The 23130-nt window shown below is 62.6% G+C and carries 21 protein-coding genes; 10 read left to right on the top strand and 11 right to left on the bottom strand.

Going from position 1 to position 23130, the window contains the following annotated elements; translation table 11 throughout:
* Nucleotides 1–10 precede the first annotated feature (10 nt).
* Complete coding sequence (locus tag VFV96_09675; GenBank protein HEU5070664.1) at nucleotides 11–634, top strand: OmpH family outer membrane protein; 624 nt, start codon at nucleotides 11–13, stop codon at nucleotides 632–634.
* A gap of 47 nt (nucleotides 635–681) precedes the next feature.
* Here VFV96_09675 and VFV96_09680 read toward each other — a convergent pair whose 3' ends face one another.
* Nucleotides 682–1863, bottom strand: coding sequence for an aldo/keto reductase (locus VFV96_09680; GenBank protein HEU5070665.1), 1182 nt, complete (start codon nucleotides 1861–1863; stop codon nucleotides 682–684).
* Nucleotides 1864–2042: 179 nt separating this feature from the next.
* Here VFV96_09680 and VFV96_09685 point away from each other — a divergent pair, with 179 nt between their 5' ends.
* Both VFV96_09685 and VFV96_09690 read left to right on the top strand, forming a co-directional pair.
* A complete protein-coding gene (locus VFV96_09685) occupies nucleotides 2043–2801 on the top strand; it encodes a hypothetical protein (protein HEU5070666.1) in 759 nt (252 codons plus the stop codon).
* A gap of 15 nt (nucleotides 2802–2816) precedes the next feature.
* On the top strand, nucleotides 2817–2969 hold the full coding sequence (locus VFV96_09690) for a hypothetical protein (protein HEU5070667.1): 153 nt from the start codon (nucleotides 2817–2819) through the stop codon (nucleotides 2967–2969).
* An 8-nt stretch (nucleotides 2970–2977) separates the two neighbouring features.
* Here VFV96_09690 and rny read toward each other — a convergent pair whose 3' ends face one another.
* Genes rny through VFV96_09705 form a run of 3 tightly spaced genes read right to left on the bottom strand, consistent with a single transcriptional unit; the run spans nucleotide 2978 to nucleotide 6410 of the window.
* Entirely contained in the window at nucleotides 2978–4540 is a 1563-nt protein-coding gene (gene rny / locus VFV96_09695) for a ribonuclease Y (GenBank protein HEU5070668.1), read from the bottom strand.
* Between the two features lie 18 nt (nucleotides 4541–4558).
* The gene (locus VFV96_09700) at nucleotides 4559–5137 is read right to left on the bottom strand and encodes a 5-formyltetrahydrofolate cyclo-ligase (GenBank protein ID HEU5070669.1); all 579 of its coding nucleotides are present in this window, start codon (nucleotides 5135–5137) and stop codon (nucleotides 4559–4561) included.
* Nucleotides 5130–6410 (bottom strand): replication-associated recombination protein A, encoded by a 1281-nt coding sequence (locus VFV96_09705; GenBank protein ID HEU5070670.1) that lies wholly within the window; start codon nucleotides 6408–6410, stop codon nucleotides 5130–5132. Before VFV96_09705 ends, VFV96_09700 begins: the two co-directional genes overlap by 8 nt.
* Nucleotides 6411–6965: 555 nt before the next feature.
* Here VFV96_09705 and nadA point away from each other — a divergent pair.
* Together nadA and VFV96_09715 are read left to right on the top strand one after the other, a co-directional pair.
* Nucleotides 6966–8003, top strand: a complete 1038-nt coding sequence (gene nadA, locus VFV96_09710; protein ID HEU5070671.1) for a quinolinate synthase NadA — start codon at nucleotides 6966–6968, stop codon at nucleotides 8001–8003.
* Nucleotides 8004–8125: 122 nt separating this feature from the next.
* Complete coding sequence (locus VFV96_09715) at nucleotides 8126–9931, top strand: SulP family inorganic anion transporter (GenBank protein ID HEU5070672.1); 1806 nt, start codon at nucleotides 8126–8128, stop codon at nucleotides 9929–9931.
* A gap of 22 nt (nucleotides 9932–9953) precedes the next feature.
* On the opposite strand, the gene VFV96_09720 is transcribed toward VFV96_09715, so the two are convergent.
* Genes VFV96_09720 through VFV96_09730 form a run of 3 tightly spaced genes read right to left on the bottom strand, consistent with a single transcriptional unit; the run spans nucleotide 9954 to nucleotide 13433 of the window.
* On the bottom strand, nucleotides 9954–10421 hold the full coding sequence (locus VFV96_09720; GenBank protein HEU5070673.1) for a nucleoside deaminase: 468 nt from the start codon (nucleotides 10419–10421) through the stop codon (nucleotides 9954–9956).
* 31 nt (nucleotides 10422–10452) lie between these two features.
* Entirely contained in the window at nucleotides 10453–12792 is a 2340-nt protein-coding gene (locus tag VFV96_09725; GenBank protein ID HEU5070674.1) for a heavy metal translocating P-type ATPase, read from the bottom strand.
* A 56-nt stretch (nucleotides 12793–12848) separates the two neighbouring features.
* Nucleotides 12849–13433, bottom strand: a complete 585-nt coding sequence (locus tag VFV96_09730) for a universal stress protein (GenBank protein ID HEU5070675.1) — start codon at nucleotides 13431–13433, stop codon at nucleotides 12849–12851.
* 188 nt (nucleotides 13434–13621) lie between these two features.
* On the opposite strand from VFV96_09730, the gene VFV96_09735 reads away from it, so the two are divergent.
* The gene (locus VFV96_09735) at nucleotides 13622–15400 is read left to right on the top strand and encodes a phosphoenolpyruvate carboxykinase (GTP) (GenBank protein ID HEU5070676.1); all 1779 of its coding nucleotides are present in this window, start codon (nucleotides 13622–13624) and stop codon (nucleotides 15398–15400) included.
* Nucleotides 15401–15470: 70 nt separating this feature from the next.
* On the opposite strand, the gene VFV96_09740 is transcribed toward VFV96_09735, so the two are convergent.
* Nucleotides 15471–15662: a hypothetical protein gene (locus tag VFV96_09740; GenBank protein ID HEU5070677.1), complete on the bottom strand. Its 192-nt coding sequence runs from the start codon at nucleotides 15660–15662 to the stop codon at nucleotides 15471–15473.
* 172 nt (nucleotides 15663–15834) lie between these two features.
* Here VFV96_09740 and VFV96_09745 point away from each other — a divergent pair, with 172 nt between their 5' ends.
* From VFV96_09745 to VFV96_09760, 4 genes are all read left to right on the top strand, one after another.
* Nucleotides 15835–17277: a deoxyribodipyrimidine photo-lyase gene (locus tag VFV96_09745; GenBank protein HEU5070678.1), complete on the top strand. Its 1443-nt coding sequence runs from the start codon at nucleotides 15835–15837 to the stop codon at nucleotides 17275–17277.
* Between the two features lie 54 nt (nucleotides 17278–17331).
* Nucleotides 17332–18099: a DUF4412 domain-containing protein gene (locus VFV96_09750; GenBank protein ID HEU5070679.1), complete on the top strand. Its 768-nt coding sequence runs from the start codon at nucleotides 17332–17334 to the stop codon at nucleotides 18097–18099.
* 148 nt (nucleotides 18100–18247) lie between these two features.
* The gene (locus VFV96_09755; protein ID HEU5070680.1) at nucleotides 18248–19186 is read left to right on the top strand and encodes an aldo/keto reductase; all 939 of its coding nucleotides are present in this window, start codon (nucleotides 18248–18250) and stop codon (nucleotides 19184–19186) included.
* A 274-nt stretch (nucleotides 19187–19460) separates the two neighbouring features.
* Nucleotides 19461–19793, top strand: coding sequence for a P-II family nitrogen regulator (locus tag VFV96_09760; protein HEU5070681.1), 333 nt, complete (start codon nucleotides 19461–19463; stop codon nucleotides 19791–19793).
* Nucleotides 19794–19868: 75 nt separating this feature from the next.
* On the opposite strand, the gene VFV96_09765 is transcribed toward VFV96_09760, so the two are convergent.
* The 3 genes from VFV96_09765 to VFV96_09775 all read right to left on the bottom strand — a co-directional run bounded on the left by VFV96_09765 (nucleotide 19869) and on the right by VFV96_09775 (nucleotide 23028).
* The gene (locus VFV96_09765) at nucleotides 19869–21044 is read right to left on the bottom strand and encodes a pyridoxal phosphate-dependent aminotransferase (protein HEU5070682.1); all 1176 of its coding nucleotides are present in this window, start codon (nucleotides 21042–21044) and stop codon (nucleotides 19869–19871) included.
* Between the two features lie 72 nt (nucleotides 21045–21116).
* Nucleotides 21117–21944: a prepilin-type N-terminal cleavage/methylation domain-containing protein gene (locus VFV96_09770; GenBank protein ID HEU5070683.1), complete on the bottom strand. Its 828-nt coding sequence runs from the start codon at nucleotides 21942–21944 to the stop codon at nucleotides 21117–21119.
* 67 nt (nucleotides 21945–22011) lie between these two features.
* Entirely contained in the window at nucleotides 22012–23028 is a 1017-nt protein-coding gene (locus tag VFV96_09775; protein ID HEU5070684.1) for a M23 family metallopeptidase, read from the bottom strand.
* Nucleotides 23029–23130 lie beyond the last annotated feature (102 nt).

The following is a 23130-nucleotide window of genomic DNA, read 5'->3' on the forward strand; positions in this document are numbered from 1 at the left end:
CCCTTTCCGTATGAAACGAACAGTGAAGATCATTGCGTTAACCTGTGCTGTGGGATTGCTGCTGGCGGCTGCTCCGGCGTATGCGGACGGCCAGATTGCCACGGTGGACCTGAAGAAACTTTTTGATGGTTACTGGAAGACCAAGCAGGCCGATGCGGCGCTGAAGGCGCGGGGAGCTGACTTGGAAAAGGAGTTCAAGGGCATGATGGCCGATTACGACAAGGCCACGGATGCCTACAAGGCGCTGATGGCGGCCTCCACAGACCAGGCCATGTCCGAAGCCGAACGGGACAAGAAAAAGCACGAGGCAGAGGACAAGCTGCGGGATCTGAACGACCAGAAGGAGAACATGGCCAAGTTCAAAGCCCAGGCCAACTCGACCATCGACGAACAGCGGCGCCGGATGCGCGACAACATTCTGGCCGAAATCCGCAAGGCGGTGGATAGCAAGTCCAAGTCGGCGGGCTACTCCCTGGTGATTGACGTTGCCGCGGAAACCGTCAACAACACGCCGGTGGTCCTGTTCAACAAGGGAGACAACGACATCACCGACGGGATTCTCTCCCAGCTCAATGCCAGCGCACCGCCGGAGGCCAGCAAGCCGGCGGACGACGCGGCTGCGCCCAAAAAATAGGCGGGCTTTTTCAGCTTCGGCCCTTGCGGCCAGCCTCAGCCAGAGCGTCAGCTCTGGCTGAGTCGTTTTACGGGCTTCTCGTAAAACAGCTCATGCGCCTCGGCGAGGACGTCTGGAATGCGCGTTGCGAATGGGCTGTTCTGCAAACAGGCGGTTAGATTCGTTTCGCGCACGCGTGCCGCATTTTCGCCCGGAAACCAATGATCCGCCTGGCCCAGCAGGTTGTAGCGCATTTTTGCCCAGTTCACGATGCCGATGGATTTGGCGTAGGTCCACAGGCGGATGATTTCAAGGACGTTGATCTGGTTGGGCACCACATCATGATTGGGAATGCCCTTGAACCAGCTGGCGCACCAGTCCCGGCCCAGTTGCCTCTCCATTTCCGCGCGCAAGCGCGCTTCGATGGGGGCGATGACTTCCGCGGCCCGCTCATAATGTTCGAGCGCGCGGATGTGTTCGTCGAAATCGCCCGGCCGTGCCGCGCCAATGCTGAGCGTGTGCACCTCCGGTCGTGCCAGGCAGTAGAGGTCGTTGAACTGCATGGGGGACAGCGGCGCGCACAGCTCGACCAGTTTGGCCGGCGGTTCATACAGTTTGCCCCCCTTGTCGTTTGGGCTGATGATGAACACGCCCATGTCGCGGGCCCGGGCGGCTTGCACCGCCGGCCAGTTCAGGTCGTTCACGAAATACCAGTGCAGGTTCACGTAATCGAACTCGTCGGACTCGACCGCGGCCAGGATCACGTCCGTATTGGCGTGCGTCGAAAACCCGATGAACCGGGCCCGGCCTTCGCGCTGAATCTGCCGGGCCATGTCCAGGCAGCCGCCCTTTTTCAACGACCAGTCCAGCAGTTCGCGGTTGTTGATGCCGTGCAACGACAACAAATCGACATGCTCCACGCGGAGGTAGGCGAGGGATTGATTGAATGTTTCGTAAAAGTCCCGGGCGTTGGCCTGCGGTGCAACCTTGGTCTGAAGAATGAGCTTTTCACGCGGCAGGCGGGGCAGAATCCGACCCAGCTGCATTTCCGAAGTGCCGTAGCCACGGGCCGTTTCAATGTGATTGATGCCCAGCTCCAGCGCGCGTTCCACGGTGGCCTCCAGATTGGCCTGGTTGTCCGCCGGGATGTCCGCCGGCGAAACATCCTGCCATTTGAACTGGTAACGCATTCCGCCACACGTCAACACCGGCATGGCCAGTCCGGTCCTTCCAAAACGGCGATAATTCATGGCCGGCAATATGCACAAGTTGGCGCGCCGGGCAAATCCGGGACACCAAATTTGCACGGAGCGCGCCCTGGCCGGGTGTGTTTCCTCAATCACTCTCAGGCGCGCCGGCTTGAAAGTGGCGTTGACACCCCCATGGCTGCGGACTACGCTCCCACCGGTTTTCAACAATTCAGCACACCATGTTGATTCGCATTAGTCTAATTGTCGCCATCGTGGCCGGTTTGGCCGTTGCGGTCGTCAATTTCGTCCAGGTTAAAGAGGTCATCACCACCACACGTGAGACGCTCAACACCACCAGCAATCAACTGGTCACCACCACGGCGAATCTCCGGACCACCACCAAGGAGCGCGATGGTCTCAAGTCCGAGCTGGCCGTGACCAAGGACAAGCTCAAGACCACCGAAGAAGCGCGTGACACGGCCTTGGCCGACGCGGAGACGAATCGCAAGAAGGCGGTGGACTTGACTGCCCGGCTCGATAAAACCACGAAGGAACGCGATGATGCGCAGGCGAATTTGGCGCAGTGGAAAGTTTTGGGAATTCCCGTGGACCAGATCAAGGTCATGATCGCTGAATTGAACCAGACCAAGGAAGCGGTTGAAGTCGCCAAGGAGGAAAACAAAATCCTCTCGACCAAGGTCAAGAACCTCGAAAACGATCTCGCCTACTACCGCGATCCCGATTATCGCGTCCATCTGCCCGAAGGCTTGAAGGGCAAGGTGCTGGTTTCCGATCCCAAGTGGGACTTCGTGGTGCTGAACATCGGTCAGGATCAGGGCGTGCTGGATCGGGGTGAGCTGCTCATCAACCGCGACGGCAAACTGGTTGCCAAGGTGCGTGTGCTGCGCGTGGAAAAGGACCGTTGTATCGCCAACCTGGTTCCGGGCTGGAAACTGGGCGAGGTCATAGAGGGCGATTCCGCGATTCCGGCCTTCTAAGTTCAATTCATGCCCATGCGCCTGCTTTCTCTGCTGCTGCTTCTGGCCTCCCTCGCTTTGCTGGCGGGTTGCGCCAGCACGGAATCGGACAATGTTTCAACCCGCCCCTGGAATTCGCCGATGGGCTGGGAAAACGGTCTGCCCTCCGGGATCAACGAAGGCCGCTGAGCCGGCCTCTACTTCGCCACTTCGACGCACCGGGTTTCACGGATGACCGTGATTTTGATCTGCCCCGGGTATTGCAGTTCACTTTCAATTTTTTGTGCAATGCTGCGGGCCAGGGCGAAGGCCTGTTCGTCGGTGGCCTGGTCGGGATGCACAAACACGCGCAGTTCCCGTCCGGCCTGCACGGCGTAACATTTGTCCACGCCAGGAAAGGACAGGCCGATGCGCTCCAAATCTTCCACGCGCTTCAGGTAGGTTGCCATGTTCTCCGAACGCGCCCCGGGCCGCGAGGCGCTGATGGCATCTGCGGCGCTGACCAAAATGCCCAGCGGCCCGACGGGCTCGACATCGTTGTGATGTGAGGCAATGCCGTTGACGACGGCGTCGGATTCGCCAAAGCGTTTGACGAAGTCGGCGCCGACGACGGCGTGCGGCCCCTCCACCTCATGATTCAACGCCTTGCCGATGTCGTGCAACAGGCCGGCCCGACGGGCTTGATTCACGTCCACGCCGAGTTCCGCCGCCATCAGGCCCATCAACTGCGCGACCTCGACGGAGTGATCGAGAATATTCTGCGAGTAGCTGCGTCGGAAATGCAGCCGGCCAAGCAGCTTCACAATCTCGGGGTGCAGCGGCGGCAGGCCGGCTTTGACGACGGCTTCCTCGCCCAAGCGGACGATGGATTCCTCCATTTCCTGGCTGACCTTGGCGACGACTTCCTCGATGCGCGTCGGGTGGATGCGCCCGTCCTGGATGAGCCGCAGCATGGCTTCCTTGGCGGTTTCGCGGCGCACCGGGTCAAAGGAGGACAACACCACGGCGTTGGGCGTGTCATCGATCAACACCGTCACGCCCGTGGCGGCCTCGAAGGCCCGGATGTTGCGGCCTTCACGGCCGATGATCCGGCCCTTGAGTTCGGTGTCCTGCAGGGCGATGGTGGCCGTGGTCGTCTCGGCGGTGTGGTCGCTGGCGTAACGCTGAATCGCCGTGCTGATGACATAGCGCGCCTTCTCCTCGGCGCGGGTCCTGGCCTCCTCAATGATGTGGCGGGACAGCTTGCTGGCGTCACGCATCGCCTCGGTTTCGACCTCCTTGAGGAATTCCTGGCGGGCTTCCGCCTCGCTGATGCCGGAGAGTGATTGAAGTTGTTCGCGGCGGCGTTGCGTCAGTTCGGCCAGCTCACGCTGCCGGGCTTCCAAGGTCGTGGCCTGTTGGGTCAGCCGCTGTTCACGTTCCTCAACTGCCTTTTCCGCGCGCATCACGCGTTCAAGCTGGGTGTTGATGAGGCTTTCCCGTTCGGAGAGCCGGCGGTCGTGGTCGATCTGCTGGGCGCGCTGGGCGGCAAGGGAGTCCTCAATCTCCCGGCGCAGCTTGAGGGCTTCTTCATTGGCGGCGAGCCTGGCCTTTGCGGTGAGTTCCTCGGCTTCGCGGCGTGCCGCCGCGGCTGCGGCCTCGGCTTGCTGGCGCTGGACGGCGGCCGCGCGTTGGTTCCGCCACCACAGCAGGAGATAAATCAGCCCCGCGCCGAGGGCGAAGCCGGCGACGCCTTCCCAGATATTGATTGTCGAAAACATTTACCAACCGGGACCGGCTCAGAGCATGAGCCAGTGCGACGGTGTCAGAATGCAGTTCAAAAGAATGTCATGCGGTTCAACGGGAATGTCGGCCACGAGTTGTTCATCGAGCGCCACACCACATGTTGTCCCGGACACGTCCGCCAGCAGCCGGTCGTAGAAACCCCTGCCGCGGCCCAACCGGCGACCGTGCCAGTCGAAAGCTAGCGCAGGCACCAACACCAAGTCCAGCCGGTTTAGGGCGATTGCGGGACAGTCGGGCGCCGGCTCACGGATGCCGAACTTTCCCGGCGCGAGGTTGCGTGCGGCATCGTCCACCACCGCGGCGGCGTAGCCGCCAGTGTCAGGCTGAAAGCGGGGCAGGGCAACGGTCTTGCCGCTGCGTTTCGCCGCGGCTGTCAGGGGCCAGATGTCCGGCTCATCGCGCAGGGGCACGAAGATCAGAACGTGCCGCGCCTGCTGCCAAACCGGCTGTGCCAGCAGGCGGCGGCAGATCTCCTGCGAAGCGGCGGCGCGGCGGGCGGGCGGAACGGAGGCAATGCAGGCGCGCATTTCCGCCCGTAGTGCGGCTTTGCGTTGTTCGGGCGATTCAGCCATGGGGTTTTGGCGGGCGGGCCTGCTCCAGTTGCATGCGCCACTTTTCGACGCGCTCCTTGATTTTCTTTTCCACACCCTGCTCGGTGGGCTCGTAATAGCGGCGCGCGGCGCCCAGATAATCCTGCGGGACAAAATGGTCCGGATGACTGTGCGCGTATTCGTAGCCCTGGCCGTGACCCAGCCGTTCCGCTCCCCGGTAGTTTTTGTCGCGCAGATGCTCGGGCACCGGCAACGTCCGGCCGGAGCGGACGTCTTCCAGGGCGGCATCAATCGCGAGGTAGGCGCTGTTGCTCTTGTTGGCCGTGGCGATGTAAATGGTCGCTTCGGCCAGCGGAATCCGGGCCTCGGGCCAGCCCACGAATTCGGCGGCGGCCAGCGCGGCGTTGGCCAGCACGAGCGCCATCGGATCCGCCAGCCCCACGTCCTCCGCCGCGCAAATCACGATCCGCCGCGCGATGAAACGCGGGTCTTCGCCGGCGTGAATCATCTTGGCCAGCCAATACAACGCCGCGTCGGCATCACTGCCGCGCATGGATTTGATGAACGCCGAGATGGTGTCGTAATGCGCGTCGCCGTCGCCATCATAAACCACCGCCTTCTTTTGGATGCTCTGCTCCGCGGCGGCGAGATCAATGTGGATGACGCCGTCCACCCCGGGTGGCGTGGTCAGCGCGGCAATCTCGAGGGCGTTGAGCGCCTTGCGGGCGTCGCCGTCGGAAAGCGTCGCCAGATGACGCAACGCTTCCGCTTCCGCATTGATTTTCAAGTAACCGAGCCCGCGTTCGCCATCGGCCAGCGCGCGCTGGAGCAGGGCGAGCAAATCTGAATCCGTCAGCGGGCGCAGCTCGAAGATTTGCGAGCGCGAAACGAGCGGCGAGTTGACGAAGAAAAACGGATTGTGCGTCGTGGCGCCAATCAACCGGATGACGCCGCTCTCCACGTCGGGCAGCAGAATGTCCTGTTGCGATTTGTTGAAGCGGTGGATTTCATCGACGAACAGGATCGTGGGCTGCCCGGTGTTTTGCAGGCGGTTGGCGGCGCCCGCCAGAACGCGCCGCATGTCGGCAACGTTCGATTCCACACCACTCAATCGTTCGAAGCGGCTCCTGGTCTGCCGGGCGATGATTTGCGCAAGGGACGTTTTGCCGGTGCCGGGCGGACCGTAGAAGATCAGCGATTGGATGCGGTCGGCTTCAATGGCGCGGCGCAGCAACTGGCCCGGGCCGATAATGTGGGCCTGGCCAGCGAACTCATCCAGCGACCGCGGCCGCATGCGCGCGGCCAGCGGCTGGTGCCGCGCCGGCTCCGCCGCGGCGCCGGCGGGAGGCGGTTCCGGCGGGGGCGGGGTTGCAAAGAGATCGTCACTGGCCACGCCGGCACGCTAGCAATTCGCCGCGGGGTTGCCCAAATGAAAAAGCCCGCTGACTGAACAGCGGGCTTGCTGGGCGGTGGCGTTCACCGCCGCCTAAAGAGCCCCCGCCAGTGCCGTGTTCAACAGTTCCTTTGAACTGCTTTGGTATATATGGAACGAGTCGGACGGATTTCGACTTCCAGTCAAGGCCTGTCGGCCACCACCCGAACTTTGGTGTCCCATGTCTGCAATTTACGGTCAAAGGACGTGGTTTCGAATCACGTGCATAGGCAGGGAAATTATTCTTCAAAGAGCCGCGCGTGTATTGGCAACGTTCCAACCGCGCTTTCTGCCGTCACTATCCGACGGGCTGTCGGATGCCTCAAGCAAAAATTGTCTGAGCTTGTTTCGTGCCGTGCGCCTCGAGCGGTGCGCTTCATTGACGCCCGTCGCCGTGCGCACTACTTTTGGCCAGCAATGACGACCGCTGCCACAGCCCAGCCGGTTTCCGCGCTGACCCTCCGCCCGGTGGACCACTCGCCGCGCAACGAGGCGTTGGCCCGGGAAATCCTCGTGCTCAAGAAGCAACTCAACGCCATCATCTTGGCGCACAATTACCAGATTCCCGAGATTCAGGATCTGGCGGACTACGTGGGCGACTCTCTCGGGCTGGCTCAGCAGGCCGCGAAAACCAACGCCGATGTCATCGTCTTCTGCGGTGTGCATTTCATGGCGGAGACGGCGAAGATTCTGAACCCGGACAAAATCGTGGTTTTGCCCGACCGCGACGCGGGCTGTTCGCTGGAGGAGAGTTGCCCGGCGGAGGAACTCGCCAAATTGCAGGCCACGAATCCCAATTTTTGGACAATTGCCTACATCAATTGCAGCGCCGCAGTGAAGGCGCTGTGCGACGTCATCGTCACCAGCGGCAACGCCGAAAAAATCGTCAACGCGGCCCCCAAGGACAAAGACCTGCTGTTTGTGCCCGACGAAAATCTCGGTCAATGGGTCATGGAACAGACCGGACGGCCGATGACGTTGTGGAAGGGCAATTGCTACGCACACGTTGAATTCCAACGCGACGCCGTGCTGGCCGCCCGCGCGCAGTATCCGGACGCCAGGATCGTGGTGCATCCCGAGAGCGTGCGTGAAGTGCGCGACCTGGCGGACGCGGTGTGCTCGACGGAAAAGATGGTGGCCTACTGTCGCAATTCGCCCGCCAAACGTTTCGTGGTCGTGACCGAATCGGGCATCATCCACCGGATGCGGAAGGAATGTCCCGGCAAGGAATTCCTTTGCGCGCCGGTGTTCAACGTGATGAAGCTGCCGACAGACAACTGCCGGTGCAGCGAATGCAAATACATGAAGTTGAATACGCTCGAAAAACTGCGTGACTGCATGAAGAACCTCGCGCCGCGCGTCGAACTGCCCCGGCCGGTTCTGGAGCGCGCCCGGTTGCCCATCGAGCGGATGTTGGAAATTTCGGCGCGGCCCGCTACGGCCCCGACAGTTTGAAGGTTCCGTGTTTTCAAGAGCGCGTCGTTGCCCGCCGGCACCGGGCAGCGGCCGCGGTGGTTCGATGTCTGGCATAACGCCCCTCCATGAACAGCGCGAGTGGTCCCGCGAACGACTCCGGAATGCTTCAAGCCTTCCGGCCCAGAATTGCCCTGCCGTTTCTGCGCGAAATGCGCGGGTATTCGCGCGAAAAGCTGCGGCATGACCTGATTGCGGGCGCCACGCTCACGCTGGTTTCCATTCCCCAGGCGATTGGTTTCGCGCTGATACTGGGTTTGCCGCCGGTCACCGTGATCGTCTCGGTCGTGGTGGGCGGGTTTGTCAGTGCACTGTTTTTCTCGTCGCATCATCACGTCTTTGGGCCCACGACCTCGGTTTCGTTGATTACGGCGGCCACGATTGCGGCCAACCCCGATCTGAATCTCCATCCGTTGCAACTGGCGGCCTATCTGGCGTTTCTCATCGGCCTCACCCAGTTCGTCGCTGGAATGTTCAACTTTGGGGAAGTGACCAAATTCATCTCCCGTTCCGTGGTGGTGGGTTACACCACCGCGATTGGCGTGCTGTTGATCGCGAGTCAATGGCATAATTTTGTGGGTTATGCCAGTCCGGCGGGCGAACCCTTCTTGAGCACGTTTCAGGGCGCGGTCAGTGCGTTCGCGGCCAGCAACATCTCATGGTGGTCCATCGGCATCGGTCTGCTGACCCTGCTGATTTTCGAGGGAATCAAGCGGTTTCGCCCCACCTGGCCCGAGGCGCTGTTGGGACTGGCGTTTCTCGGCATTGCCGCCCGGGTGTTCGCGGCGTTTCATCCCGAAATCCCGTTCCGCATGGTGAAGGATGAAGGGGCGTTGACGGCCATCCTGCCCAAGTTGACCGCATTGCCCTCGCTCCACGATCAATTTGAGATTCTGCCCCACTTGGCCAATACCGCCATCGCCATCGCCATCATCGGCATGCTGGAAGCCACGGCCATCACCAAGTCCTTGGCGGCCAAGAGCGGCCAGCATCTGAACCCCAACCAGGAATTGATCGGCATGGGGGCGGGCAACTTGGCGGCGGGACTGTTCGGCGTGCCGCCCGGGTCGTCGTCCTTCACGCGGTCGGCCGTCAATTATCAGACCGGCGCCGCCTCGCAGCTTTCATCGATGCTCAGCAGCGTGGTGGTGCTGTTGATCCTGCTGTTTGTAACGCCCATTTTCAATTACATCCCCGTCGCGGCGCTCGCGGCCCACCTCATGCGGGTCGGTTACAAACTGATCAACCGCCCGCAAATCCGCATTTCCGTGCGGGCCACGCGGTCGGATGCGATTGTCTTCTTCGCCACTCTGGCGGCTGCGTTGTTTCTCCGGCTCGACACGGCCATCTACGTTGGCATTGGCGTGGCGCTGGTGCTGTTTCTCAAGAAAACCAGCACGCCGACCCTGGCGGAATACGTGTTCAGCGACACCGGCCACCTGATCGAAATGCGGGACAAACAACAGCGGGCCACGCCGCAGATTTCCATCATTCACGTCGAAGGGGAACTGTTCTTCGGCGCGGCGGACCTGTTTCAGGAACAGGTGCGCCGGCAGGCGGAGGACGAGAACATCCGCGTGTTCATCCTGCGCATGAAAAACGCGCGGCATCTCGATGCGACCACCATCATGGCGCTGCAGTCGCTCGACGATTATTTGCACAAGACCAACCGGCACCTGCTGATCAGCGGCTGCCGGCCCGACGTCACCCGGGTGCTGCGCAACAGCGGATTGCTCGCGGAAATCGGCGAGGAGAATGTCTTTCCCGCGGACGCCAACCCCACGCTCTCTACGCGCCGCGCCTTGGAACGCGCGCAGAAGCTGCTGCACGGCGAGGGCGAGATCCGCATTTTCTACGAACGCGAAAAACTGCCGGTGGACGACGAGCGGGCACTGGACTACTCGATTTGAAGCGGCCAGTGTCGGTCCGCTCCTAATACGCGATTTTGTCGGCCTTGGCCGACCATTCGGTGAAGGCCGCCAGTGCCTCGGAGCGCAGGAGCTGTTTCATCGGCAGCGAGCGCCGGCCCAGCGGGCGCGCCACCTCCCGATACAGGAAATCATCGTCGAACGCGATCCCGGCCGCGTCCTTGCGGGTGTTGCCGAAGAAGACCCGCCTGATCCGGGCCCAGTAAATCGCCGCGAGACACATCGGGCAGGGCTCGCAACTCGTGTAGAGTTCGCAGTCGTCGAGCCTGAATGTTTTCAACTTCCGGCAGGCCGCGCGAATGGCGGAAATTTCGGCGTGCGCCGTGGGATCGTTGTCCGAGGTGACGCAGTTCCAGCCGCGTCCGACAATCCGGCCGCGGCGCACGACCACGGCGCCGAAGGGGCCGCCTTGGCCGGCGCGCATTTGCTGCACCGACAGCCGGATGGCCTCGCGCATGAACTCCTTATTCATTCCACAACCCTGGAGGATCGGCGCGTCAAACTCAATCGCGGGGTGCGTCGATGACGGCCGCCGGCCGCTGCCCAAGGAGCAAACGCAGGCTGTTCATGACCACCACCACGGTGCTGCCTTCGTGTCCCACCACGCCCAGCGTCAGGGGAATCTGACCGAACATGGCGAGCGTGACGAGCACGACCACGGTTCCCAGCGAAATGACCAGGTTCTGCCGGATAATGCGCCGGGCGCGGACGCTCAACTGAAAGGCGGCGAGAAAATTTTCCAGACGATCATGCATGAGCACGACGTCAGCCTGTTCGAGGGCGGCATCCGAGCCGCGCGCGCCCATGGCCACGCCGACGTGGGCCACGGCGAGACTCGGCGCGTCGTTCACGCCATCGCCCACCATGGCCACTTTGCGGCCTTCGCGGGTGAGCTGGACGATGGCCTCCACCTTGCCTTCCGGCTTGAGTTCGGCCCGCACGTCGTCCAGATGCAGATCCTGCTTGAGGTGCTCGGCGGCGGCGCGACGATCGCCCGTCAGCACCACGGAGCGCAATCCTTCGGCGCGCAATTCATCCACCACGTGGCGGGACTGCGGGCGAACGTCATCCCGCAACAAGATGCGCCCCAGCAGGTCGCCTTCCGCGAGCCAGATTTCGGAAATGCCGTGGTCAGTTTCGGCAGGAAGCGGCCGGGATTGTGCAGCGGCCGCAGCCATTACCCAGTCGCGTTTGCCCAGCCGGCAGACGGTGCCGTTGCGTCGCGCCAGCAAGCCCTGGCCGGTGACCGATTCGAAGTGGGCGAACTCCACGGGCTGGATTCGTTGTTGTTTGCCGTGCCGGGTGATGGCACGGGCGAGGGGATGGGTGGACAAGCGCTCCAGCGAATAGGCGATCTGCGCCACCTCGGCTTCGCGTCCGGGGGGGAAACTTTCGACGCGTTCGACGCGCAGTTCGCCGGTGGTCAGGGTGCCGGTCTTGTCCAGCGCCACCACGTTGACTTCGGCCAGCTTTTCCACGGCCGCCCCGCCACGGAACAACACGCCGTGACGCGCACCCCAGGCAATGGCCGCGAGCACGGCGGAGGGAATCGACAGCACCAGCGCGCAGGGAGACGCGACCACGAGCAACGTCATGGTGTGGTAAAACGCGCTGTGGATTTCGTTGACGCTTTTGAACGGCGCCTGCTGGAAACCCAGCCACCAGACGAAAAACATGCCGAGCGACATCAACAAAACGATGTAAGTGTAATACGTGCTGAATTTGTCGGTGAACTTTTGCGCGGGTGCCTTCTGATGCTGCGCTTCCTTGATGAGCTTGATGATTTTCTGCAACGCACTCTCGGTGACCGGCCGGAGCACCACGCATTCGACCGCGCCCCACAGGTTCAAGGTGCCGGCGAGCACCGTGTCGCCCACCTTTTTTTCGACGGGCGTAGCCTCGCCGGTCAGGTTGGATTCATCCGCCGCTGTTGCGCCCCTGGCCAGCTCGGCGTCCACGGGGAATTGCGAATCCGGCTTCACCAGCAGGCGCATGCCGGTGCGGATTTGCGCGACGGGAATTTCGCGTTCGCCGCCGGTTGCATCCAGCACGATGGCAACTTTCGGGGCCTCGTGGAACAGGGAACGAATTTCCTTTTGCGTGCGGCCCAACGCGTAATGTTCCAGCGCGCCGGACAACGAAAAGAGAAAGAGCAGGGTGGCGCCTTCGCCCCACGCACCGATGCTCGCGCTGCCGGCGGCCACGGCCAGCATCAGGAAATGCACGTCGATGGCGCGTTGCCGCAGCCGTTCCCACACCTCTTCCGCGGGGAACCAGGCCCCGGCCAGGTAACTGAGCATGAAAACCGGAGTCCGCCAGGCCGCGGGAACGGCGTAAGCCGCGAGCAACCCCAGCCCGCCGCACAGCACGGCCAGCACCAACTGGCCCTTCCATTCATCCACGTCGTGTTCCTCCTCGAGAAACTCAACGTCGCGCTGGACAACCTTGGGCAGGGGGATGTCGCGCCAGCGCCAGAAGCTTGGCGCGGTGGGGCAGGTGACGCGTGCAATGGTGGTTTGTTCCCCGCTGTGGCGAATGGTGAGCCGCTGGCGCACGTCCGCGCTGAGCGGATGGCCGCACACGCTGCAATCCCCCCTGCCTTCGAGCAACAGGCAGGGTTGTGACGCTTCACCGGCGCAGGCCTCCTCGTAACTGTGCGTCAGCCGCTCGGCAATGCGCGGCACATCGGTCCGGCCCAGCGTGGCGACGGAAATCTTCTGCTCCGCGCGGTCAATGGTGACTGCCTCCAGCGTGGGCTCCGCCTCCAGCGCCTGCACGACGGCGCGCGCGAGACAGCACGGTGTCTCCTCGGCGGACGCGGCGGTGGCGGGGCGCTCTTTCATCTTTGGCGGCGGACAATCTACACGCGTCCCGGCATTCGCAACAGGATTTTGCGCCGTCACGCCGCGGAGCGGGGGGGCACGAAATCGCGTTCCGGATTGCGGACCGTCAACACCGGACATGGGGCGTGGCGCACGATCAGCTCGGCCGTGCTGCCCATCAAAACATGCTTCAACCCGGTGTAGCCATGTGTGGTGATGACGATGAGATCAGCGGCGATTTCCTCCGCCAATTGCACGACCTCCCACGAGGCGCGGCCGGTGCGGACCACCGTGCTGGCGCCTCCGGGCAGCGGGCCCAGTTCCGTGGCCAGCCGTTTCAGCCGTTCGCCGGCGGATTTGGTCAGCGCGGTGCTCATTTCATCGTAGGCCGGCGGGACGATGCCAAAATTGTCTGGAATGACAGTGGGCTCAACGACATGAACCAGCACAACTTTCGCTCCAAACTGGGTGGCGAAGGCCCACACATATTCAAGCGCTTTGGCTGAGTGCGCAGAGAAGTCCACTGGCGCCAGAATGGTGCGCAACCGGATGCGAGAATCGCTGCCGGTGACTGGTTTGCATTCCGTTTCGGTCGCTTTGACGTCACGCGGCTCAGGCTGCGGGGCAACCCCGCCACGCTCGTGGGTAAGTTTCTCTTTCATAGCCTTGAAGCGATTCAACTCGCCATGTCATTCTCACCCGGGAGCGCCGCCGGGGCAAGGGTGACGCGGGTGCGCCCCGCTAATTCGGTGTGTCAGCGGGGCTGAATTCTGGGGCCGCGCCCTGGACCTGACTGACAACCCGGGGTCCGTTTCGCTAGGCTGGCGTCCGGGGCAATCCGTTCATCATCATGACGCATACCAAAAAACTGGGGGTTACGAAGCTCACCAACAAGCACGTCCGCGCCTTCGTGGACGAAGTCGCGCGCCTGACGCATCCCGACCGCATCTGGTGGTGCGACGGTTCCGAGATGGAAAAGGACGCGTTGACGCACGAGGCCTGCGCGAAGGGCATCCTGATCAAGCTCGACCCTGCGAAGTGGCCGGGATGCCATTATCACCGCTCCCATCCCAACGACGTGGCGCGCGTCGAGCAGTGCACGTTCATCTGCACGACGAATGAGGATGACGCCGGGCCGACGAACCACTGGATGGCGCCGCGCGACATGTATGTGAAGCTCGACGGACTCCTCAAGGGCTGCATGAAGGGGCGCACCCTGTATGTGGTTCCCTACCTCATGGGACCGCCCGGCTCGCCGCTTACCAAAGTGGGCATTCAGGTGACGGACTCCCTCTACGTGGTTCTCTCCATGCGCATCATGACCCGCATGGGCGACGTGGCTTACGAACAACTGGGCGAGAGCGACGACTTCAACCGCGGCATCCACAGCATGCTCGATGTGCATCCGGAACGCCGCTACATCGCGCATTTTCCCGAGGACAACACGATTGTATCCGTCGGCTCGAACTACGGAGGCAATGTCCTGTTGGGCAAGAAGTGTCTGGCCTTGCGCATCGGCTCCTACCTGGCGCGCAAGGAGGGCTGGATGGCCGAGCACATGTTGATTCTGGGCGTGGAATCGCCGCAGGGTGAAAAGAGCTACATCGCAGCGGCTTTTCCGAGCGCCTGCGGCAAGACCAACTTCGCCATGATGATTCCGCCCGCGCATTTCAAGGGCTGGAAGGTTTGGACTGTCGGCGATGACATCGCCTGGATGAGGCCCGGCCCGGATGGGCGGCTCTACGCCATCAATCCCGAGGCGGGCTACTTCGGCGTCGTGCCTGGCACCAACAGCAAGACGAATCCCAACGCCGTCAAGACCATCGCGAAGGACACCATCTTCACCAACGTGGCCCTGACCGCCGGGGGCGACATCTGGTGGGAAGGCAAGGACGGGGAGCCACCCAACGAATGCCTGGATTGGAAGGGCGAACTGTGGGTCAAAGGGTCCAAGGAAAAGGCCGCGCATCCCAACAGCCGGTTTGCGGCGCCCATGCGCAACAACCCCATGCTCGATCCCGAGGTCGAAAATCCGCACGGTGTGCCAATCGATGCCATCATCTTCGGCGGCCGCCGCGCCACGACCATGCCGCTCGTGTTCCAGGCCTTCAACTGGATCCACGGCGTTTACGTGGGCGCCACGATGGGTTCGGAAATGACCGCGGCGGCCGTGGGCGGGCTGGGCCAGGTGCGGCGTGACCCGATGGCAATGCAGCCATTTTGCGGCCTGAACATGGGCGATTACTTCCACAACTGGCTCAACATGCGCCGCAAGCTGAAGTTCCCGCCGCGCATCTTCCACGTGAACTGGTTCCGCAAGGATGAGCACGGCAATTTCCTCTGGCCCGGCTTCGGCGAAAACATGCGCGTGTTGAAGTGGATCGTGGACCGCTGCCACGGGCGGGCCGGGGCGCATGAAAGCACGCTGGGCTGGGTGCCGACCAAACGCGACATCGATCTCACGGGCATCAAGGGGTTCAACGAAGAGGATTGGGAAAAGCTGATGAACGTGAACGTGGAGGAATGGCGGCGCGAAGTGATTTCGCAGGATGAACTATTCCTGAAAGTTTACGGCCATCTGCCGAAAGAGTTCATCATGCAGCGCGAGTTGCTCGTCTCACGCTTGTAACAGCCGCCCGGGCGGACAACAAAAAACCCCGCGCGACGCGTCGCGCGGGGCAAATGAATTATCGAGCGGTTCAGCTCTTCTTGTCGGCGGTCTTGGCCTTGTCACCGCCTGCGGGGCACTTGCCGCTCTTGGCGGGGCAGCAGCCTTCCGTTTTGGCCTTGTCACAACTCTTCTTCGCGTCGGTGCTCTTGTCGGCGCCGGCGCCGGCCTGGACTGCGAACGTGAAGGCCACGAGGGCCATTAATGCGACCAACTTTTTCATGCTTGTATTTACTGGTTAAGACCCGCACCGCGGACAAACCGGATGTCCACCGTTCAAGGTCTTGGTTGAACATCGGCATTCTCGCCCGGGTTCCTCCAAATGACAAAGAGTTTTTTGTCCGGCTGCCGGGTGCATTTGACTCGCATCAAAAGTGACGCAACATTCGCGCGCCATGCCCACCTTGCTCTGGTTTCGTCAAGATTTGCGACTGGCCGACAACCCCGCGCTGGCCGCTGCCCTGCAGCGTGGCGAGCCCGTGCTTCCCGTATTTATCTGGGCGCCGGAAGAGGAGGGCGAATGGCCGCCCGGTGGCGCGTCGCGCTGGTGGTTGCACCACTCGTTGCGCGCGTTGGCGGCGGACTTGCACGCGCTGGGGGCGCGGCTGGTGCTGCGCCGCGGCCCGACGGAACCAGCCTTGCGCGCGCTGCTTCAGGAAACGGGGGCACAGGCCGTTTACTGGAACCGGCGTTACGAGCCCGCCATCGTCAAGCGGGACACCCAGCTCAAGGGCGCGTTGAAAGGTGCGGGGATCACGGTGGAAAGCTTCAATGCCGCACTGCTGCACGAGCCGTGGCAGATTCAGAACAAAGCGGGCAAGCCCTTTCAGGTGTTCACGCCGTTTTGGCGGCACTGTCTCGCGCTGCCGGAACCGGAAGTGCCCTTGGCGGTGCCTCATCAATGGCCGTCGCCCGCGCGCTGGCCGGCCTCGTTGAACTTGGCGGATTTGGCGTTGGAACCTGTCATTGACTGGGCGGGCGGTTTGCGGGAGGCGTGGCAACCGGGCACCGCCGGCGCTGCGGCCCAACTGGACCGCTTCGTGCGCGACGCCTTCGCGGACTACCCGGAGCATCGGAATCGCCCCGACCTGGTCGGAACGTCCCGGCTCTCGCCGCATCTGCACTTCGGCGAAATTTCGCCGCGACAGATCTGGCACGCCTTGCGGCAGGCGTCGCCGGCCAGCGGCAAGTCCGCCCCAGAAAGCGGCTGGCGTGATTCGCAATTTTTGGCGGAGGTGGGCTGGCGCGAGTTTGCGCATCATTTGTTGTATCATTTTCCGCATACGCCCACGGAACCGTTGCGGGCGGAGTTTGCCCAGTTTCCCTGGCAGCCCAATGCGGACTGGCTGAAGGCCTGGCAGCGCGGGCAAACGGGCGTGCCACTGGTCGATGCCGGCATGCGCGAGTTGTGGACGACGGGTTGGATGCACAACCGCGTGCGCATGGTCGTGGCGTCGTTCCTCGTCAAAAATCTGCTGCTGCCCTGGACGGACGGCGCCCGCTGGTTTTGGGATACGCTGGTGGATGCCGACCTGGCGCAGAACACGCTGGGCTGGCAGTGGACGGCCGGCTGTGGGGCCGATGCCGCGCCCTACTTCCGCGTCTTCAACCCGGTCAGCCAGGGCGCGAAGTTTGATCCCGAAGGCCATTACGTGCGCCGTTGGGTGCCGGAACTGGCCGGCTTGCCGGCGGCCTGGATTCATCAACCCTGGGCCGCGCCGGCCGCCGAACTGGCCCGCGCGAGCGTCCGGCTCGGCCAGACGTATCCGGCGCCGCTCGTCAGTTTGAGCATTTCGCGGGAGGTGGCGTTGGCGGCCTACGCCCGGATGCGCGGCTGATTTTCCTCGCAACTTTTCGCGCTTTGGCTATCCCTGCGGGGCAATCCTAACAACATGAAACGAATTATTCCCTGTCTCGCCCTGGCGGCGTTTTTCTCCAGTCTGATTTCAGTGCCCGCCCAAATGGGTGGTGGCGGTCCCTCGGGACCGGATTTTTCGGGCGCGATGGCGCGCTTGTTCAGCGACAATCCCGCCTTCACCGCCGACATCGAGATGCAGGCCAAAAATGAAAAGTCCGGGCAGGACATTTCCATGCCGGGCAAACTCGCCTACCTCGAAGGCAAATCCCGCTTTGAGATGAACATGACCGACATCAAGGGCGGTAACATTCCGGCCGGCGTCGCGGAGCAAATGAAGAAAATGGGCATGGACAGCCTCGTGACCCTGTCGCTGCCCGACCAGAAATCGCTGTGCCTGATATACCCGAACCTGAAGGCCTACGCCGAAATGCAGGTCAAGAATTTGAGCGACACCAAGAACGCCGCGGACTTTGACGTGAAGGTGACCGAACTGGGGAAGGAAACCGTCGGGACCCACGACTGCGTGAAGAACAAGGTGGCGGTCACCGACAAGGAGGGCAAGCAGCACGAATACACCGTCTGGAACGCGACCGACCTGAAGAAGTTTCCGGTCAAGATTGAAACCACGGAGCGCGACATGGACGTGGTGCTGGTGTTCAACCACGTCAAATTCGACAAGCCCGCCACGAGCCAGTTCGAGCCGCCGACCGGCTACAAGAAATACGATTCGATCATGACGCTCATGCAGCAGGAAATGATGCATCGCATGGGTGGGCCGGCGGGCGCGGCGCCGCAACACTGACTGGCTTGAGGGCCAAAACCGGCGGTCCGGATTTTCCGGCCCGCCGGTTTGTTTTTCCAGGCGCCCGCTGGACGGCGCGCGCGCCTTTCCCTATGTTAGCAGCGTGAACCACCGTGCTTTTGGAACAGCGGGCTTTCAGATTTCAGAAATGGGCTTCGGTTGCTGGCAATTGGGCGGCGCCGATTGGGGCTCCCTCGACGACGCCCGCGCCTTTGCCATCCTGAACGCCGCGGCCGATGCGGGCGTCAACTTCTTCGACACTGCCGATGTCTATGGCGCCGGGCGCAGCGAGTCGCTCATCGGCCAGTTTCTCAAACGCCGGCCGGGCCCTTTCTTCGTGGCCACCAAGCTGGGCCGCATGCCGGACCTGTTTCCCGACCAATACACCGAGGCCGGTGTCCGGGCTGCCACAGAGGCTTCGCTCAAACGGCTCGGCGTGGAGGCTTTGGATCTCACGCAACTGCATTGCGTGCCGCCCGTCGTGTTGGAGCACGGGGAAATTTTCGACTGGTTGCGTCGCCTGCAGCGCGAAGGGAAAATCAAACATTTTGGCGCCAGCGTCGAATCCATGGACGAGGCCCGGGTCTGCCTGGCGCAGGCGGGACTGTGCTCGCTGCAAATCATCTTCAACATTTTTCGACAAAAGCCCCGGCGGGAGATTTTTGCGGAAGCCCGCCAGAAGTCCGTGGGCATCATTGTCCGGCTGCCGCTGGCGAGTGGCCTGCTGGCCGGGCGCATGACCCGGGGCCAGCAGTTTCCGGCGAAGGATCACCGCACCTACAACCGCGACGGTCAGGCCTTCAACGTGGGCGAGACGTTTGCGGGCTTGCCGTTTGAGAAAGGGGTGGAACTGGCGGAGGCGCTGCAGCCGTTCGTGCCTGCCGGCTGGACGATGGCGGAAATGGCCCAGCGCTGGATTCTGGATCATGCGGCTGTTTCCACGGTCATCACCGGCGCCAGCCAATCTGAACAGGCCGCAGCCAACGCGCGGGTTTCCGCATTGACGCCACTGCCGCCGGAACTGCACGCGCGCCTTGCTGATTTTTACGAGCGCCACGTGGCTGCCCACATTCGCGGGCCCTACTGAAGCGGGTTTGCTTAAGCGTTGGATTAGCCGGACTCGCCGCGCGCGCCGCGATGCGGTGGCGCCGGCAAATTTCTCGCAAACTTTCGAGTCGGGGCTTGAGTCTGGCGGGTTCCATGGCTATAGGATGAGCCACTTTGGTTGTCGTGTGTTTACCGCCCAAGGCGCATGACGTTCAAGCGGGCGGCCCGCCCTCAGAAGCCGGCCGGAGGAGTTTTCTTTTCATGCCGGCTGCCGTCGGTGTGACGCAACTTGGGCATTCGTAGAGAAGCGTGATATGAAGCGAATCGAAGCAGTCATCCGGCCGCACCGGCTGGTCGAAGTGCTGACCGCACTCGTGAAGATGCAGGTCGGCGGCGTTACCGTCGTGGACAGCCTGGGGTTCGGGCGTCAGCCGGGCCACTCGGAAGTGTATGAGGAGGTCCGGCGCGGACCGAACATGGAGGTCGGGCTGGTGCCCAAGAAACTGCTCATCATGATCGTCGAGGACGGGCAGGTTTCCAGCATCGTGGAGGCGGTCACGCAAATCGCCCGCACCGGCCATCCCGGGGACGGGAAAATCTCCGTGTCCGACGTGCATCAACTCGTCCGCATTCGCGACGGCATCTGAGTTTCGTCAGGCGGGCCCCGCAGCGCTGGTTTATTTAAAATGTCGCGCGTCGCCGGCTTCCCGCGCCGCCGTGCGCTACTTCGCCAGGGTTTTGCAGAAGTTCTCCATGCGCGTCAGGCCCTTCTCAATGTTGGCCATGCTGGTGGCGTAGCTGAGCCGGATGTAGTCATCCGCGCCAAAGGCGATGCCCGGCACGGCGGCCACTTTTTCCTGTTCCAGCAAACGGGCGCAGAACTCCGACGACTTGAGCCCGAGCTGCGAAATGTTCGGGAAGAGGTAAAAGGCGCCCTTGGCGTTGACGCAGCTGACGCCCGGCATGCGGTTCAACTTCTGCCACGCGTAGGTGCGGCGTTTGTCAAATTCGGCGAGCCATTTGGGCAGATGATCCTGCGGTCCGTTCAGGGCCGCCACGCCGCCCTTTTGCGCGAAGCTGGTGGGGTTGCTCGTGCTGTGGCTTTGAATGGCGTCAATCGCCTTGGCAATGGGCTCGGGCGCGGCGAGAAAACCCAGGCGCCAGCCCGTCATGCTCCACGCCTTGGCCAGGCCATGCACGATGATGGTGTGCTCAAAGTGCGCGGGGCTGAACGTCGCCACGCTCTGCACCTGGGCGCCGTCGTAGGTCAGGTGCTCGTAAATCTCGTCGCTCATGATGAGCACCCCTTTCTCCACGCAGACGTCGCCGAGCGCCTTCACCTCGGCGGGCGAATAAACCGACCCGGTCGGGTTGCTCGGCGAGTTGAGGATGAACAGGCGCGTGCGCGGCGTGATGGCGGCCCGCAACTGTTCCGGAGTGACCTTGAATTCCGTTTTGTCCGTGGTCGGGAGGATGACCGGCGTGGCGCCCGCCATCTTGACCATTTCGGGGTAGCTCAGCCAGTAGGGTGCGGGAATGATCACTTCGTCACCGGTTTCGCACGTGGCCATGATGACGTTGAAGCAGGAATGCTTGCCGCCGCTGGAAACGATGATCTGGCTGGGCTTGTAAGTGAGCCCGTTCTCGCGCTTGAACTTGTCCGCAATGGCCTGGCGCAACTCGGGGATGCCGCTGCTGGGCGTGTATTTGGTGAAGCCGGCCGCCAGCGCCTGCGCCGCCGCGTCCTTGATGTGCTGCGGTGTGTCAAAGTCCGGTTCCCCCGCGCCGAAGCCGACGACGTCTTCCCCCGCGGCTTTCATCTGCTTGGCCTTCGAATCGATGGCGAGCGTGAGGGAAGGGGAGAGGCTGGCGGCGCGTTGCGAAATCTTGTAGTTCATTTGCGGCGCAGAGGATTAGCGGCGCGGCGCAGCGGTGCAAGTGGAATTGAGCTGGCCCGCGCCGGCCGGCGCTCAGTGGCCATCAGCCTCCTTGATGTGCTGTTGCAGTTTTCGTAAATCCGCCAGATCGTCGGCATTGGCCGTGTGCTGGCCGAGCAGGTAGCCGTCCTTCGCCGCGCGCCAGCCGAAACGTTCGACGTGCCCGTCGGCAAAGGACAGGTTGGCGCCGCGCTGATGGCGGTCCGCGGGCACGTCCAGCCAGTAATCCTGCCAGGGGCTTCCCGCCGCGAACATGCCGAAGGTGGAATCCCAGATGTCGTTTTCGTGCGTGTCGATGAACACAAAGACCGAGGCGGTGTTGGGAATCTCGGTGAATTTGCGATAGTGATCCGCCTGGCTGCATTGAATGCTGTTGCTCATGTTGTAGCTGCGGTTGCGCAACAGGTCCGGGCGGCCGGTCACCGTGGAACGATCCGCCGGGCAACGGTAGATCGCCGGGCTTTGGTTGTAGCGAAACAGCAGGGACGTCGCTTCGCCAATCGCGTTGGTGTCCAGCGGCGCCAGGGAGCGGCACCACGTCAGGCTGTCCTCACCCGGCGCCGGGCCGCCGGAACCGCCCGGCGTGATGTAATACACGAAGTTGTTGGGCACCATGACATCCTCGTTGTCGCCGGCGTATTGATGCCAACATACGGACAGTTGCTTCAGGTTGTTCAGGCAGGCAACCGTCCAGGCCTTCTGCTTGGCGCGGTTCAATGCCGGCAACAGCAGGGCGGCGAGCAACGCCATGATGGCAATGACCACCAGCAGCTCAATGAGGCTGAACGCGTGCACCGCCAAACGCTCCTTGGCCCCGGGGCGACGAGGCTGGCAACGAAAAAACTGGACGAGGCGCTGCATTTGATTCGGGCCTGATTGCCTCCCAACCTTGCCCAAGTCCGCCCGTTTGGCCAGTGCGGTGGGTGCGTTAATACGTCAGCAGTGAAAGCAGCTTTTGCCCGTTGTTGGCCAGTTCCCAACGGCCGCGGCGCTGGGTGACCAGCTTGCAGCACGGGTTCTTTTGCTGTTCGGCGGCGTTCACCGACACCAGATAAAAGCGGGCCTTGCTCTTCAGCTCGGACGCGGCCCGGGGGATGACGCGGATGGGCACGCCGACGTAGTTCAGGACCAGTTCGTAGCCCGCGACGCCTTCCTTTTCCGCGACCAGATTGCGCACCGTGAGCTGGGGATAACGCCGCAACCACTCGAAATCGGTGTCGCGCACCTGCACCCGGCAGAGTTCCGTCTGGTCCTTGATGAACGCGAGGAGGCTGAACGCGGCGCCTTCGCGCTGCTGCGCCAGCAGAATCAGCCGCGGGTCGAGGCCGCGGAGATTCTGGCCGTTCCAACCGCCGTGATCATTGCGCAGCCCCGGCTGGAATTTCCGATACCAGTCGGCAAAGCGGCTGTTCAGGAGCAGGTCGATCTCGAAATGGACGTGCGCCCGCTCCTTGGAGATGCCCTCGCGCGTGTTGGCTGTGCGGCCCATCACGGCGATGGGCTCGCCGGCTTGCACGGGGCTGCCCGGCCGCAGCCCCGCCCGCACCTCGCTCAAATGCGCGTAAAGCGTGTAAACGTCCAGCCCTTCGATGTTGTGCCGCAGAATGACATATTTGCCGTAATTCGACAGGGCCGCATTCGCATTGATGTAGGCGACTGTGCCACTGGCGCTGGCCATGACCGGATCGGTCGGTTCGCCGCGCCGGTCGCGTTGCAGACAGCGAATGTCGAGGCCTTCGTGAAATTGATAGCCGTTGCTGCGCACGGCGCCGAACGTGCCGCTTTCCCAGGTTTTGCCGACCGTTGGCACGAAGAATCGTTCCTCACCGCCCGGTTCAAAAATGGCCCGGTTGGCGGTGGGCAGTTGAAACGGCTGCGCCGAGGTGGAAGCCAGTTGAAGCCCGGCAGCGAGCGCGCCCAGCCCGGTGCGAAATCGGGAGCCCATCACTGGTCGTCCTTCATCGGCTTGTCCAGGCCGGTCTTGTGGCCCAGTCCCTGGGCGATGAGTTCGGCGTCCTCCCGGCTGACGTCCGGCGTGAAAATCAAG

The sequence above is a fragment of the Verrucomicrobiia bacterium genome (assembly GCA_035765895.1).
GTDB lineage: Bacteria > Verrucomicrobiota > Verrucomicrobiia > Limisphaerales > DSYF01 > DSYF01.